12 protein-coding genes are annotated in these 13791 nt (G+C 61.3%); 9 read left to right on the top strand and 3 right to left on the bottom strand.

Translation table 11 applies throughout. The features are described from left to right. Positions 1–69: 69 nt before the first annotated feature. A complete protein-coding gene (locus BM017_RS27860; RefSeq protein WP_058424585.1) occupies positions 70–525 on the top strand; it encodes a YbaY family lipoprotein in 456 nt (151 codons plus the stop codon). Beyond that, on the top strand, positions 522–1175 hold the full coding sequence (locus BM017_RS27855; RefSeq protein WP_092250563.1) for a class I SAM-dependent methyltransferase: 654 nt from the start codon (positions 522–524) through the stop codon (positions 1173–1175). The genes BM017_RS27860 and BM017_RS27855 overlap by 4 nt, the downstream gene beginning before the upstream one ends. A 33-nt stretch (positions 1176–1208) precedes the next feature. On the opposite strand, the gene BM017_RS27850 is transcribed toward BM017_RS27855, so the two are convergent. Continuing rightward, entirely contained in the window at positions 1209–2681 is a 1473-nt protein-coding gene (locus BM017_RS27850) for a trypsin-like serine peptidase (RefSeq protein ID WP_092250560.1), read from the bottom strand. Between the two features lie 285 nt (positions 2682–2966). Between BM017_RS27850 and trxA the strand changes: the two genes are divergently transcribed. Next, positions 2967–3839, top strand: coding sequence for a thioredoxin (gene trxA / locus BM017_RS27845; RefSeq protein WP_092250557.1), 873 nt, complete (start codon positions 2967–2969; stop codon positions 3837–3839). Here trxA and BM017_RS27840 read toward each other — a convergent pair. Then, the gene (locus BM017_RS27840; protein WP_092250554.1) at positions 3836–4177 is read right to left on the bottom strand and encodes a hypothetical protein; all 342 of its coding nucleotides are present in this window, start codon (positions 4175–4177) and stop codon (positions 3836–3838) included. The genes trxA and BM017_RS27840 overlap by 4 nt on opposite strands. A 131-nt stretch (positions 4178–4308) precedes the next feature. Between BM017_RS27840 and BM017_RS27835 the strand changes: the two genes are divergently transcribed. From BM017_RS27835 to BM017_RS27815, 5 genes are all read left to right on the top strand, one after another. Then, positions 4309–4911, top strand: coding sequence for a DUF2796 domain-containing protein (locus BM017_RS27835; protein WP_092250553.1), 603 nt, complete (start codon positions 4309–4311; stop codon positions 4909–4911). Positions 4912–5061: 150 nt separating this feature from the next. Continuing rightward, positions 5062–5772 carry an ABC transporter ATP-binding protein gene (locus BM017_RS27830; RefSeq protein ID WP_092250550.1) on the top strand — a complete coding sequence of 237 codons (711 nt, stop codon included), beginning with the start codon at positions 5062–5064 and terminating at the stop codon, positions 5770–5772. Position 5773: 1 nt separating this feature from the next. Continuing rightward, positions 5774–7039 (top strand): ABC transporter permease, encoded by a 1266-nt coding sequence (locus BM017_RS27825; protein ID WP_092250547.1) that lies wholly within the window; start codon positions 5774–5776, stop codon positions 7037–7039. Between the two features lie 11 nt (positions 7040–7050). Continuing rightward, on the top strand, positions 7051–7563 hold the full coding sequence (locus tag BM017_RS27820) for a DUF3299 domain-containing protein (protein ID WP_071493720.1): 513 nt from the start codon (positions 7051–7053) through the stop codon (positions 7561–7563). A gap of 94 nt (positions 7564–7657) precedes the next feature. Then, positions 7658–8356, top strand: a complete 699-nt coding sequence (locus BM017_RS27815; RefSeq protein ID WP_071489849.1) for an OmpW/AlkL family protein — start codon at positions 7658–7660, stop codon at positions 8354–8356. 92 nt (positions 8357–8448) lie between these two features. Here the strand turns inward: BM017_RS27815 and BM017_RS27810 are convergent, their stop codons facing one another. Next, on the bottom strand, positions 8449–9333 hold the full coding sequence (locus BM017_RS27810) for a sugar nucleotide-binding protein (RefSeq protein WP_083351508.1): 885 nt from the start codon (positions 9331–9333) through the stop codon (positions 8449–8451). A gap of 141 nt (positions 9334–9474) precedes the next feature. Here BM017_RS27810 and BM017_RS27805 point away from each other — a divergent pair, with 141 nt between their 5' ends. Next, positions 9475–13743, top strand: coding sequence for a DEAD/DEAH box helicase (locus tag BM017_RS27805; protein ID WP_092250544.1), 4269 nt, complete (start codon positions 9475–9477; stop codon positions 13741–13743). Positions 13744–13791: the final 48 nt, after the last annotated feature.

Here is a 13791-nt window from a genome sequence, read left to right as displayed (position 1 = left end):
CGGTATATAGGCTGACTATTATGTTTCATATTTTTTAAGCCACGGATTTTGTCCTTTCTGGAGCCGTACATGCAGTTACGACCACTTGTTTTGCTCACCCTGTTCAGTTTCCTGGTCGCCTGCAGCAGCGAAGCCCCCAAACCGACCACGCCTCAACCGACGCCCGCGCAAGAGAAAAAAGTCCCGGGCATTGAAGACCTCGGCCCCCTGCCCGCCTATCAGCGTGAAATCAGCGGCAGCCTGACCAACATTCCAGCCGGTGCCGAAGTGGAGATGGCGCTGTTGGTGATCGACGACCGCTCGCGCCCGCAACAATTGCTGGCCAGCAGCGTGCTGACCGGCAACGGCAAGCCCCTGGCCTTCCGCCTGCGCTTCAATCCTGAAGCGTTCCCGGCTGGTGCCCGGGTTGAATTGCGCGGTCGCGCCAGCCAGTCCGGCCAGTTGATCCTGCACCTGCCCGCCGTGCGCATCACCCAGGCGATCACCCAGACCACCGGCCCCCTGCAACTCGTCAAGGCCCCATGACACCACCGCTTGGCCTGCAAGCCGCCCTCAGCGAACTGATCGGCGACGCGCAATTGGCGCCCTGCCCGCTGCCGGGCACTGGGTTGTCGTTGTGGCTGCTGGATGCGGACAACATGGACCGCGCCTTTAGCCCCGAAGAAACCCGGCGCATCCTGCATGAACCGCCCTACTGGAGTTTTTGCTGGGCCAGTGGCTTGGCCTTGGCGCGCTATCTGGCGGCGAACCCTGAATGGGTCGCCGGTAAACGTGTGCTGGACTTTGGCGCCGGCTCCGGTGTGGCCGGGATTGCCGCCGTCAAGGCGGGCGCCCTGGAAGTGGTGGCCTGCGACCTGGACCCACTGGCGCTGGCGTCCTGCCGGGCGAATGCCGAACTCAATGGCGTAGAGCTGGGTTATTCGGCGGATTTCTTCGCCGAAGCCGATCGCTTCGACCTGATCCTGGTGGCCGACGTGCTCTACGACCGCGCGAACCTGCCGCTGCTGGATCAGTTCCTGACCCGTGGCCGCGAAGCGCTGGTGGCGGATTCGCGCGTGCGCGACTTCCAACACCCGGATTATCAGCGCCTGGGCATCCTCGATGCCCTGACCCTGCCGGACCTGGCCGAGCCTTGGGAGTTTCGCAAGGTGAGCCTGTACCATTCACGGCGTTAACACGGTAGGCCGGTGTGCCTTTGCACGTGGGACCTAAGGATAAGTCTCAACCGGTGAAGAAGTGCCTCGGATGTCTTTGCTATAGACACACACAAGGCCAGGCCGGGGCTCAAGTTTAACGACAGAAGTGCCTTGCCCCTCTTTAAATTCCACCTCTGTATAGCCATCCTGAGTCGTGCAATCCACTTGCGCGGGCTGACCGTACTTCATAAAGAATTGATTACGCGAAGGCGGGGCACGACGAAACTCAGCATATCTACCAAACCAATTGCTCCGAAATCGCACCAAAGGTTCAACGTTCTTATCAGCAGCCTTCAACTCAACCACTGCATTCAGCGCATTTCTCATCACCCCGGGAAAAGGCAAGCTTTCTCGACTATCCACACCAATAACACACAGTGTATGGATGCCCACCTGCGGCCCAATCTCATCATTAATATAAGCGTTAGCACTGTCTATTATGTCGCTATAACCATGCACCACCTCACACGTCCTCGGCCGCCTGGTCACCTTGTAGCGATAAAACGGTTTATCAAGGGTGAATCGCATATTCCATTTTGGATAGACGGCAGGCGAGCCCGTAGTTAAATCTTCAGGAAGATAATATTGCTGTTGGCGCGCTACATCGCCAACAATCGAATAAGCGGGAAACAATACACATCGCGCCGGGTCTTCGGAAAATACACCGTCAACAAAGCAACGGTCGATCCTGTCCGTCGAAATCCCGTAATTGGTTATCTCCGTGTAAAATTTTCCATCCTTGATCTGGCAGGGCATGTGTATACCACACTGATACGCCCCGTAATCATACTCCGTGTTTAACAGCCCTACTATTTTATTGGTAGAGCGCTCAATAATCGGGCTGCCAGAACTGCCAGGCCCGATACCTTTACACTTATTTTTCATGGTATGGCGCCATACCCAAACACCCTCAACCACTTCTGGTGAGCTTTCCAACTGGCAAGCGGCCACCTGCAGGGGGTCAATGCCTTTACTGCCAACCACCAGAATATCCGTGCCTTCATCAGGACGCTGCCCAAATAAAAGAGGTTGAACACCGTCTTCAATCACCGAGGCAAGGCTTGCCTGCAACTCCAGAATGGCCAGATCCACACCGCGCATGCTGCTCCAATTGACTTTCTTGAACGGGTAGGCTTTCGCGGTACTTTCTTGACCTGTAAAAAATTTGAACTGTATGGTCCCCTCAAAGTCGGTATTTCTTAGAATCTCGCCCCCGTCCCAACTGACGCAGTGCCCATTCGTCAAAACATAAGCAGGACCTTTGGCGACTCCATCAACTCTAGTATCCAGCAGCGTCCCAACACATCGGGTGGGACTTTGAATTCGCCCAACACCGCTCCAATAGTCATAGAGCCCATCTTGATTATTCAGTACTCTGCCGGGCGCAAAATTCTCGACTCCTCTGCCAATATCAATTTCAGCGTTGACAGGCTGCGATATATAACTGAGCCCCACAAAAACAAATGCAGATAATTTAGTAAACATAAACACTAACTCATTAACCGACGAAGCCTTATAGAACCGCAAACATTCCCGAGCATCGTGGTAAATAGTTAATTTTTTTACGCACCTAAATCCTATGTCTACATTGTGAAATTTTTACGTAATTTCATAACACAGACAGTTATCCTGAGGGCCCGACTCCATGTCAAAACAACAAAGGGTATCGGCGCCCCCCAGACAAATCAGCCCACTGTAGATTCTTGCGCTTTCAGCCAACCGCGCCAGCCCTTATAGTTGCCCCCATTCCCGCTTTATTCGAGACGCCCCATGAGTGAGCCCACGCCGTATATCTTCGATGTCACCACTGCCACCTTCGACCAGGCGGTGATCGAGAATTCGTTCCACAAGCCCGTACTGGTGGATTTCTGGGCCGAGTGGTGTGCGCCGTGCAAGGCGCTGATGCCGTTGCTGGCACAGATCGCCGAGAGTTATCAGGGCGAACTGCTGCTGGCCAAGGTCGATTGCGAGGCCGAGCAGGATATCGTTGCGCGCTTTGGTATTCGCAGCCTGCCGACCGTGGTGTTGTTCAAGGATGGCCAGCCGGTGGACGGGTTTGCCGGGGCGCAGCCGGAATCGGCGGTGCGGGCGATGCTGGAGCCGCATGTGCAGATGCCACCGCCGGCTGCGGCCGACCCACTGGAACAGGCTCAAGCGCTGTTTGCCGATGGGCGTATCAGCGATGCCGAAGCGCTGCTGGTCGCGCTGTTGGGCGAGGACAACACCAACGCTGCCGCGCTGATCCTCTACGCGCGCTGCCTGGCTGAACGCGGTGAATTGGGTGAAGCTCAGACCGTGCTGGATGCCGTGAAAAGCGACGATCACAAAGCCGCGCTCGCCGGGGCCAAGGCACAGATCACTTTCCTGCGTCAGGCTGCCGACCTGCCCGACGCCGCCGAGCTGAAAAGCCGCCTGGCGCAAAACCCGCAAGACGATGAAGCGGCCTATCAACTGGCGATTCAACAACTGGCACGCCAGCAATACGACGCGGCGTTGGAAGGTTTGCTGAAGCTGTTTATCCGCAATCGCAGCTACAGCGAAGGTTTGCCGCACAAGACGTTGCTGCAGGTGTTCGAACTGCTGGGCAATGACCATCCACTGGTCACCGTGTATCGCCGCAAATTGTTCGCCGCGCTGTACTAGGCGCCGACCCAGCTGTACAGCGGCGTATCGGCGCCGCTGGCCACTTTCACATTGGCACTGTGCCGCAAGCGCACCAGCAAGCGCTTGCCGGACGCAGCATCGCCGGCCAACCCTTCCAGTTGATCCAACAACTCCAACCCGCTGAGCTGCCCGGCTTTGCGCAATAGTTCCTGGGCGCTCTGCCACAGATCATCGGTCTGTTTGACTGGCGCAACGGGTGTCGCCGTTGGCGCGGGGGCAGCCTGCAACTGTGCGCCCAACCGAGCCCAGTCGCCCTCGTCGAGTTCCAAGGTCAAATCCACCGGCAGATCGCCGACCGTTCCACGAATTCGCAACATCGTCCTTACTCCTGCATTTTTCTGACAGGCATGCTCCCACGCGACTTGCGCAACGCCAAGCGGGCGTTCAAACTCCCGGCATTATTGTTATAAGATCACATAACAAAACTTTCATGTTCTGGAGCCCTCTCATGCGTCGTCTGCTGCTCGCTTTGCCGTTTGCCCTGCTGCCACTGGCTGTCGCCCACGCTCACGACGATCACGAGCATGAACACGGCAGCCTCGGCGCCCATGAACATGGCGTTGGCCGCCTTAACGCCGTACTCGACGGGCAGGCACTGGAGTTGGAATTTGACAGCCCGGCCATGAACCTCGTGGGCTTCGAACACCAGGCCACTACCCCAGCCGACAAAGCCAAGGTCGCTGCCGCACGCAAACAGCTGGAGAACCCACAGGCCCTGTTCAGCCTGCCCAAGGGCGCCGGCTGCGTGGTCAGCACCCAGGAACTCAACAGCCCGCTGTTCGGCGACAAACCTGAAGCCGATCATGCCGACGATGACGACCACGCCACCGACGGTAAAGGCGCGGCCGCCCACGAACATCATCACGACCACAGCGAAATCCACGCCCACTATCAGTTCACCTGCGCCACACCGACGGCGCTGAGCAATCTGGACCTGACCCAGGTGTTCAAGACCTTCCCCGCCACCCAGAAAATTCAGGTACAACTGATCGGCCCGAGCGGCCAGCAAGGTGTTGAAGCGACGAACCAGGCAGCCACCCTCAAATTCTGATTTGAAAACCCAATCACTGTGGGAGCTGACTTGCCTGCGAAAGCATCAACACGGTGTTACTGATGGACCGAGTCGTTTGCATCGCAGGCAAGCCAGCTCCCACACTTGATCGGCGTCATCATCAAAATCACACCAGACCACTGATTTCCTATGACCCAAGCGTTAATAGAACTGTCCGACCTGGGCTTCAACTGGCCCGGTCACCCACAGTTGCTGGACATCCCCGCCTTCCGCCTGGAAGCAGGGGAAACCCTGTTTCTCAAAGGCCCGAGCGGCAGCGGTAAAACCACTCTGCTCGGGTTGCTGGGCGGTGTGCAGAAACCCAGCCGGGGCAGCATTCGCCTGCTCGGCCAGGAGCTGACCGAACTGTCGGCGGGCGCCCGCGATCGTTTCCGCGTCGACCACACGGGCTACATCTTCCAGCAGTTCAACCTGCTGCCGTTTCTGTCGGTGCGCGAGAACGTCGAGTTGCCTTGTCACTTTTCCAAGCTGCGTGCACAACGGGCGAAGCAGCGTCACGGCAGTGTCGACCAGGCCGCCGCCACCTTGCTGGCGCACTTGGGCTTGAAAGATCCTGGCTTGTTGGAACGTCGCGCCGATTCACTGTCCATCGGCCAACAACAACGGGTGGCCGCAGCCCGCGCACTGATCGGCCAACCGGAACTGGTGATCGCCGACGAACCCACCTCGGCCCTGGATTACGACGCCCGTGAAGCGTTCATTCAGTTGTTGTTCGCCGAATGCCGCGAGGCCGGGGCCAGCTTGTTGTTTGTCAGCCATGACCAGAGCCTGGCTCCGCTGTTCGACCGCAACCTGTCGCTGGCCGAACTCAATCGCGCCGCCACGCTCGCAGAGGTTTGAGATGTATCTGTTCCGTCTAGCCATGGCCAGCCTGGCTAACCGCCGCTTTACCGCGATCCTCACCGCGTTCGCCATCGCGCTGTCAGTCTGTTTGTTGCTCGCCGTGGAGCGGGTGCGTACCGAAGCACGCAACAGTTTCGCCAGCACCATCAGCGGCACCGACCTGATCGTCGGCGCCCGTTCCGGTTCGGTGAACCTGTTGCTGTACTCGGTATTCCGCATCGGCAACGCCACCAACAACATCCGCTGGGACAGCTTCGAACACTTCGCCGCCAGCCCACAGGTGAAATGGGCGATTCCGATTTCCCTCGGCGACTCCCATCGCGGCTACCGCGTGATGGGCACCAACGAGTCCTACTTCGAGCACTACCAGTACGGGCGCAAGCAGAACCTCGAACTGGCCAGCGGTCGTGCCTTCGCCACCGACCCATTCGAAGTGGTGCTGGGCGCCGAAGTCGCCGACGCGTTGCACTACAAACTTGGCGACAAACTGGTGCTGGCCCATGGCGTGGCAGTGGTCAGCCTGGTCAAGCACGACGACAAGCCCTTCACCGTGGTCGGCATTCTCAAGCGCACCGGCACCCCGGTGGACCGCACCTTGCACATCAGCCTCGGCGGCATGGAAGCGATCCATATCGACTGGCACAACGGCGTACCGGCCCAGGGCAAAGGCCGCATCAGCGCCGACCAGGCGCGCAATATGGACCTCACGCCCCAAGCCATCACCGCGTTCATGCTCGGCCTGAACAACAAGATTTCCACCTTCGCCCTGCAACGGGAGATCAACGAATTCCGTGGCGAGCCGATGCTGGCGATCCTGCCTGGCGTGGCGCTGCAAGAGTTGTGGAGCATGATGGGCACCGCCGAAAAAGCGCTGTTCGTGATCTCGCTGTTCGTGGTGCTTACCGGCCTGATCGGCATGCTCACGGCGATCCTCACCAGTCTCAACGAGCGCCGCCGCGAAATGGCGATCTTGCGTTCGGTGGGCGCACGGCCCTGGCATATCGCGACGCTGCTGATCTTCGAAGCCTTCGCCCTGGCGCTGTCCGGCGTGGTGGCGGGCGTTGGTTTGCTCTACGTGTGCATCGCCGCGTCGCGCGGGTATCTGCAGGCCAACTACGGCCTGGACCTGCCGATGTCGTGGCCGAGCGAATATGAATGGACGCTGCTCGCCGGTATCCTGGGCGCCGCGCTGTTGATGGGCAGCGTGCCCGCGTGGCGCGCCTATCGGCAATCCCTGGCCGATGGCCTGTCCATACGTTTATGAGGAAGGCTTTGATGCGTCGCGTCCTGTTCGCACTGTTGCTGCTGCTTGCCCTGCCCGCCTGGGCAGCCGAGCCCAAAGAACTGACGTGGTCGGAACTGATACCGCCGGATGCCCCGCCAGAAGTGCCGAACATGCAACCACTGCACAATCTCTCCAGCATGGCGGATGCACTGGAATCGGCACCCGCAGCCAAGCAGGACCTGCCCAACGCACCGGTGGTGCCAGCGCTTGATGGCCAGCACATTCGCTTGCCCGGCTACATCGTGCCACTGGAGGTCAGCGAAAACGGCCGCACCACCGAGTTCTTGCTGGTGCCGTATTTCGGCGCGTGCATCCATGTGCCACCGCCGCCGTCGAACCAGATCGTGCATGTCAAAAGCGAAATCGGCGTGAAGCTCGATGAGCTGTATCAGCCGTACTGGATCGAGGGCGCGATGCAGGTCAAACCGTCCACCAGCGAACTGGCCGATGCCGGTTACCAGATGGAGGCCGAGAAGATTTACATGTACGAATTGCCCGAATAACGCTTATCGCCCTTTCATTGAGCTGAGTCAAAAGACCGAACGGAACGATCTTTACCATTGGACGTACAACTTTTAAACGTCCTTTGGAGCTCCCATGAACAAGTCTCTGCTCGGCGCGTCCCTCTTCGCGCTCGCCCTCGTTGCCCCCGTCGCACACGCTCACGAAGCGGGCGACATTCTGGTTCGCGCTGGTGCAATCACCGTGAACCCGAAGGCCGACAGCGGCCACGTCAAGGTTGACCAAGGCCCATTGGCCGGCGCCAACCTGGGCGGCAAGGCGACCATGAGCAGCGACACTCAGTTGGGCCTGAACTTCGCCTACATGCTGACCAATCACGTGGGTATCGAACTGCTGGCCGCCACGCCGTTCGAGCATGACGTGAAGATCAAGGGCACCGCCCTCGGCGCCGCCAACGGCAAGCTCGGCACCCTGAAACACCTGCCGCCGACCCTGAGCGTCGTGTACTACCCGCTGGACAACAAGTCGGCCTTCCAACCGTACGTGGGCGCCGGTATCAACTACACCTGGATCTACGACGAGCACGTCGGCAGCCGTGCCCAAGGCGCAGGCTTCAGCAACTTCAAGGCTGAGAACTCCTGGGGCTGGGCCGCGCAGATCGGCGCCGACTACATGATCAACGACAAGTGGATGATCAACGCCCAGGCGCGCTACATCGACATCAGCACCAAGGCCACCGTGGAAAACAACGCGGTCGCCCCTGGCACTCGCGCCAAGGTCAATGTGGACGTGGACCCGATGGTTTACATGGTGGGTATCGGCTACAAGTTCTGACACCGACCTGACCAACAACACAAAAACCAATGTGGGAGGGGGCAAGCCCCCTCCCACATTTAGCTCATGCCCACATTGGGTTTTGTGTTGGGTCAGCCATGGCGGTAGAACCGGTCCAGCAACGCCGGTAACCCCGCTCGCCACGCCCGAGGCTTGATGCCGAAGGTGTGGAGGATTTTCTTGCAGGCGAGCACCGCGTGTTGCGGTTCTTCGCTCGCATCCGGTCGGGCCGCGTGGGCCTGGGCGGTGGGGGATTCGATTGCCAGCGGGTGGTAGTTGCGCGCTTCAGTGAGGATCGCCTGGCCCAGCGCCAACGGCGTGGTCGCCTCGTGGCCGGCGTAGTGGTAAGTGCCCCACAGCGGCGCCGCGCAATCGAGTTGCTTGAGCACCGAAATGATCACCCGCGCCGCGTCATCCACCGGTGTCGGGTTGCCGCGACGGTCGTCCGCCATCAGCAACTCATCCGGCTTCTCGGCCCGGGCCAGGAAGCGCCCGAGGGTGCCGTCGACGCTGTCATCCAGCAGCCAGCCAAAGCGCAATAACACATGTTGCGGGCAGGTGGCGCGCACGCTCTGTTCAATACGCCACAGCGCCTGGCCGCGCAGGCCCAGGGGCACCGGCTCGTCTTTTTCGCTGTAGGCGGTGGCGCGGGAGCCATCGAACACGCGGTAGCTGGATGGCTGCAACAGGGTGATACTGTGGTGCTGGCACAGCTCGGCCAGGCGCTCGATGGCGAACTCCTGGGCAGCCAGACGGGGCTCGCTGACCGCTTCGGCCTGGAACCAGTCGAAGTAGTAGGCGAGGTTGATCAACGCGTCGGGACGGGTGTCGTCGAGCAATTGGGTGAGGCTTGCGGCATCCCAGCCGTCTTGGGGCGGTTTGGGTGCGAGGAAACCGATGTCTTCCTCTGCACCGAGGCGAATCAGCGCCTGCCCGAGGGCATTCCCGCCGCCCAGTAACATAAGGCGCATTCGCATAGATTGAGCAGGCCCGGTCTGTTGGAACGAAGGTTATTCAGGTATTGGTCAGAATCGTTGCATTTTGCGGGTTCATCGCGCAACCGTCACGGATTAACTGTGCCATTGCAACTTGTTGGAACTGGGGCTATCAATCATTGCATGAGCCTTCCTGAATCCACTGATACCGCATTGACCGGCTTCCACCCCGCCGTCAGCGCCTGGTTGCGCAGCACGTTCCCCTCGGTGACCGGCGCCCAGGCCCAGGCCTGGCCGCTGATCCGCCAGCGCCAATCGACCCTGATCGCCGCGCCCACCGGCTCCGGCAAGACCCTCACCGCGTTCCTGGCGGTGCTGGACGACCTGGTCCACCAAGGCCTGGCCAACGGCGGTGAGCTGCCGGATGAGACGCTGGTGGTCTACGTGTCGCCGCTCAAGGCGCTGTCCAATGATATACAGATCAACCTGCAAAACCCGCTGGCCGGGATCACCGAGCATTTGCAGCGCCTGGATCTGCCGCCGCTGATCATCCGCACCGCCGTGCGCACGGGCGACACCCCACAAAAAGACCGCGCCCAGATGCGCAAGCGCCCGCCGCATATCCTGGTGACCACCCCGGAATCGCTCTACGTGCTGCTGGGCTCGGACTCCGGTCGCCAGATGCTCGCCAGCACACGCACGGTGATCGTCGATGAAATCCACGCCATCGCCGCCGGCAAACGTGGCAGCCATCTCGCCCTGAGCCTGGAGCGCCTGCAAGGCTTGTGCGCCGGGCCGCTGATGCGCATTGGTTTGTCGGCCACGCAAAAGCCCATCGACGCGGTGTCGCGGTTCCTGGTGGGCACTGGTCGGGACTGCGCGATTGTGGATATCGGCCACGCCCGCCCACGTGATCTGGATATCGAGGTGCCGCCCGTGCCTCTCTCGGCGGTGATGGCCAATGACGTGTGGGAGCTGGTCTACGACCGCCTCGCCGAACTGGCGCGCGAGCACCGCACCACTCTGGTGTTCGTCAACACCCGACGCCTGGCCGAACGCCTGGCCCGGCACTTGAGCGAGCGCCTGGGCAAAACTGCGGTGGCTGCCCACCACGGCAGCCTGGCCAAGGAGATGCGCCTGGATGCCGAGCAGCGCCTCAAGGGCGGCGAGCTGCAAGTGCTGATCGCCACGGCATCCCTGGAGCTGGGGATTGATATCGGCGATGTGGACCTGGTGTGCCAGATCGGTTCGCCGGGTTCCATCAACGGTTTTCTGCAACGGGTCGGCCGCTCCGGTCACCAGGTTGGCGGCACACCCAAAGGGCGCCTGTTCGCTACCACCCGCGACGATCTGATCGAATGCGCCGCCCTGCTCGACTGCGTGCGTCGAGGCGAACTGGACACCCTGCACATACCGGTGGCGCCACTGGACGTGCTGGCCCAACAAATCATCGCCGAAGTCAGCGCCCGTGAATGGTCGGAGCAAGGCTTGCTGGAGATGATCCATCGCGCCGCGCCCTACGCCGAACTCGACGAACGTCATTACCAGGCACTGTTGCAGATGCTCTGCGACGGCTACAACGGTCGCCAGGGCATGCGCAGCGCCTACCTGCACCGCGACGCCCTGACCCGCACCTTGCGTGGTCGGCGCGGCGCCAAGCTGACCGCCGTGACCAGCGGCGGCACCATCCCCGACAACGCCGACTACAGCGTGTTGCTCGAACCCCAGAGCCTGAACATCGGCAGCGTCAACGAAGACTTTGCGGTGGAAAGCATCGCCGGGGATATCTTCCAGCTTGGCAATTCCTCCTATCGGATCTTGCGGGTCGAAGCCGGCAAAGTGCGGGTCGAGGACGCCCATGGTCAACCGCCGACCATCCCCTTCTGGCTAGGCGAAGCGCCTGGGCGCAGTCACGAGCTGTCGGCGGCGGTGGCGCGTTTGCAAGGTCAACTGGACACGCTGCTCGGCGCCACACCCGGCGACCTGCAAGCCGCACAGGCCTGGCTGACCGGCGAACTCGGCCTGAACCGCGCCAGCGCCGAACAGCTCCTCGACTACCTCGCCCGCGCACGCCTGGCCCTGAGTGCATTGCCGTCCCAGGACACGCTGATCATGGAGCGGTTTTTCGACGCGTCCGGCGGCACCCAATTGATCATCCACACGCCGTTCGGCAGCCGCGTCAACCGTGCCTGGGGCCTGGCCCTGCGCAAGCGGTTTTGCCGCACGTTCAACTTCGAGTTGCAGGCGGCGGCCAGCGAAAATGCGATCGTGCTGTCACTGTCCACCAGCCACAGCTTCGAGCTGGATGAGGTGTGGCGCTACCTCAACAGCCAAAGCGCCGAACATATCCTGATCCAGGCCGTGCTGGATGCGCCGCTGTTCGGCGTGCGCTGGCGCTGGAATGCCGGTGTGGCCTTGGCGTTGCCGCGTTATGCCGGTGGGCGCAAGGTCGCGCCGCAGATCCAGCGCATGAAAAGCGAAGACCTGATCGCCAGCGTGTTCCCGGACCAGATTGCCTGCCTGGAAAACCTCGCCGGTGAGCGCGACGTGCCCGAGCACCCGTTAGTGGAACAAACCCTCGACGACTGCCTGCATGAAGCCATGGACTGCGACGCCTGGCTGGCCCTGCTGCGGCGCATGGAGCGCGGCGACGTGCGCCTGGTCAGCCGCGACCTGCCGGCACCCTCGCCCATGGCGGCGGAGATTCTCAGCGCCCGTCCGTACACTTTTCTCGACGATGCGCCGCTGGAGGAACGCCGCACCCAGGCCGTGCTCACACGACGCTGGAGCGACCCGCAAAGCACCGACGACCTCGGTGCGCTGGACGCCGATGCCATCGCCGCCGTGCGCGAAGAAGCCTGGCCGGCGCCCAACGGGCCGGATGAAATGCATGAGGCGCTGATGAGCCTGGCGTGTATCGCCGCCAACGAAGTCACGCCGCAATGGGCGCAATGGCTGCATGCCCTGGCCAAGGCTGGCCGCGCCTATCAGTTGCACACTCACTTACACACCAACCTGTGGGTCGCCGTTGAGCGCCTGGGTTGCCTGCAGGCGATCTATCCGAGCAACTTGCCGTTGCTGCCCGGCTTCGATGAGTCGTGGACCTACGAGGATGCCGTGACGGAAGTGTTGCGCGCGCGCCTCGGTGGGTTCGGCCCGGTGAGCCTGATCGAGATCGCCGCGCCCCTGGCGTTGTCGGTCACGCAGGTCACTCAAGCACTGGCCCGCCTGGAACAGGAAGGCTATGTGTTACGCGGCTATTTCAGCCCCGAGGCCACACAAGAGCAGTGGTGCGAACGCCACCTGCTGGCGCGCATTCATCGCTACACGGTCAAGCGCCTGCGCCGGGAAATCGAACCGGTGGCATTACAGGATTTCATGCGTTTTCTGTTCGACTGGCAGCACCTGTCCGGCGGCACCCGTGGCCAGGGCAGCGCGATGCTGCCGCAAATCGTCGGGCAGTTTGAAGGCTATGCCGCCGCCACGTCCGCCTGGGACAACGACCTGCTCAGCGCACGCCTCAAGGATTATTCATCCACATGGCTCGACGAACTCTGCCGCAGCGGCAAACTGGTGTGGCTGCGCTTGAGCAACAAGGCCAGCGCCATGGCCTTGCGCAGCACGCCGGTGGTGTTGCTGCCCCGTAGCCAAGTCGGCTTATGGAGCGGATTGACCGAAGTTACCGATGTCACCACCCTGTCGCCCAAGGCGCAGAAAGTGCATCAGGCCCTGTGTGATCACGGCGCGCTGTTTTTTGATGAGCTGTCCCACGAAGCCCATCTGTTGCGCAGCGAGCTGGAAACCACGTTGCAGGAGTTGGTCGGCGCAGGGCTGGTGAACGCCGACAGCTTCGCCGGCCTGCGCGCCCTGACCACCCCCGCCAGCAAACGCCAGGCGCGCAGCAGCCGACGCGGGCGCGGCGCGTTTGTCGGTGGCATGGACGATGCCGGGCGCTGGGCCTTGGTGCGACGTTCATCAACGGCTGCCGGGCCCTATTCAGCCGAGGCACTTGAGCATGTCGCCATGACCTTGCTGCGCCGCTATGGCGTGGTGTTCTGGCGCTTGCTGGAGCGTGAGGCAGATTGGCTGCCGAGTTGGCGCGAGCTGCTGCGCACGTTTCACCGGCTGGAAGCACGCGGGGAAATTCGCGGCGGGCGGTTTGTCAGTGGTTTGGCAGGTGAGCAGTTTGCGCTGCCGGAGGCGATCCCGTTGCTGCGTGAAGTACGGCGGCGGCCCCATGACGGGAGTTTGATCGCAGTGTGTGGGGCCGATCCGCTGAACCTGGTCGGTACACTGTTGCCCGGCAACAAGGTGCCGGCAGTGAGCGGTAATCGGATTGTGTACCGGGATGGATTGCCGGCGGCGGTAATGGTCGGCGGCACGCAACAAATGTTGCTGGAACTGAGTTTACCCGAGACCACGCTGCTGCAAGAAAAACTGATCAAACGATGAACCTGTTGTGGTGAGCAGGCTTGTCCCGCGTTGGCCAAGCCTGCTTAC

The organism is Pseudomonas sp. NFPP04 (assembly GCF_900113815.1).
GTDB lineage: Bacteria > Pseudomonadota > Gammaproteobacteria > Pseudomonadales > Pseudomonadaceae > Aquipseudomonas > Aquipseudomonas extremorientalis.
Note: the sequence above shows the minus strand (reverse complement) of the source record. Positions and strands in the feature narration are given on the sequence as shown.

Excerpts from the sequence above, each read along its gene's own strand:
- BM017_RS27860 (WP_058424585.1), top strand. The coding sequence starts at position 70 with ATGCAGTTACGACCACTTGTTTTGCTCACCCTGTTCAGTTTCCTGGTC.
- BM017_RS27855 (WP_092250563.1), top strand. The coding sequence starts at position 522 with ATGACACCACCGCTTGGCCTGCAAGCCGCCCTCAGCGAACTGATCGGC.
- BM017_RS27850 (WP_092250560.1), bottom strand. The coding sequence starts at position 2,681 with ATGTTTACTAAATTATCTGCATTTGTTTTTGTGGGGCTCAGTTATATA.
- trxA (WP_092250557.1), top strand. The coding sequence starts at position 2,967 with ATGAGTGAGCCCACGCCGTATATCTTCGATGTCACCACTGCCACCTTC.
- BM017_RS27840 (WP_092250554.1), bottom strand. The coding sequence starts at position 4,177 with ATGTTGCGAATTCGTGGAACGGTCGGCGATCTGCCGGTGGATTTGACC.
- BM017_RS27835 (WP_092250553.1), top strand. The coding sequence starts at position 4,309 with ATGCGTCGTCTGCTGCTCGCTTTGCCGTTTGCCCTGCTGCCACTGGCT.
- BM017_RS27830 (WP_092250550.1), top strand. The coding sequence starts at position 5,062 with ATGACCCAAGCGTTAATAGAACTGTCCGACCTGGGCTTCAACTGGCCC.
- BM017_RS27825 (WP_092250547.1), top strand. The coding sequence starts at position 5,774 with ATGTATCTGTTCCGTCTAGCCATGGCCAGCCTGGCTAACCGCCGCTTT.
- BM017_RS27820 (WP_071493720.1), top strand. The coding sequence starts at position 7,051 with ATGCGTCGCGTCCTGTTCGCACTGTTGCTGCTGCTTGCCCTGCCCGCC.
- BM017_RS27815 (WP_071489849.1), top strand. The coding sequence starts at position 7,658 with ATGAACAAGTCTCTGCTCGGCGCGTCCCTCTTCGCGCTCGCCCTCGTT.
- BM017_RS27810 (WP_083351508.1), bottom strand. The coding sequence starts at position 9,333 with ATGCGAATGCGCCTTATGTTACTGGGCGGCGGGAATGCCCTCGGGCAG.
- BM017_RS27805 (WP_092250544.1), top strand. The coding sequence starts at position 9,475 with ATGAGCCTTCCTGAATCCACTGATACCGCATTGACCGGCTTCCACCCC.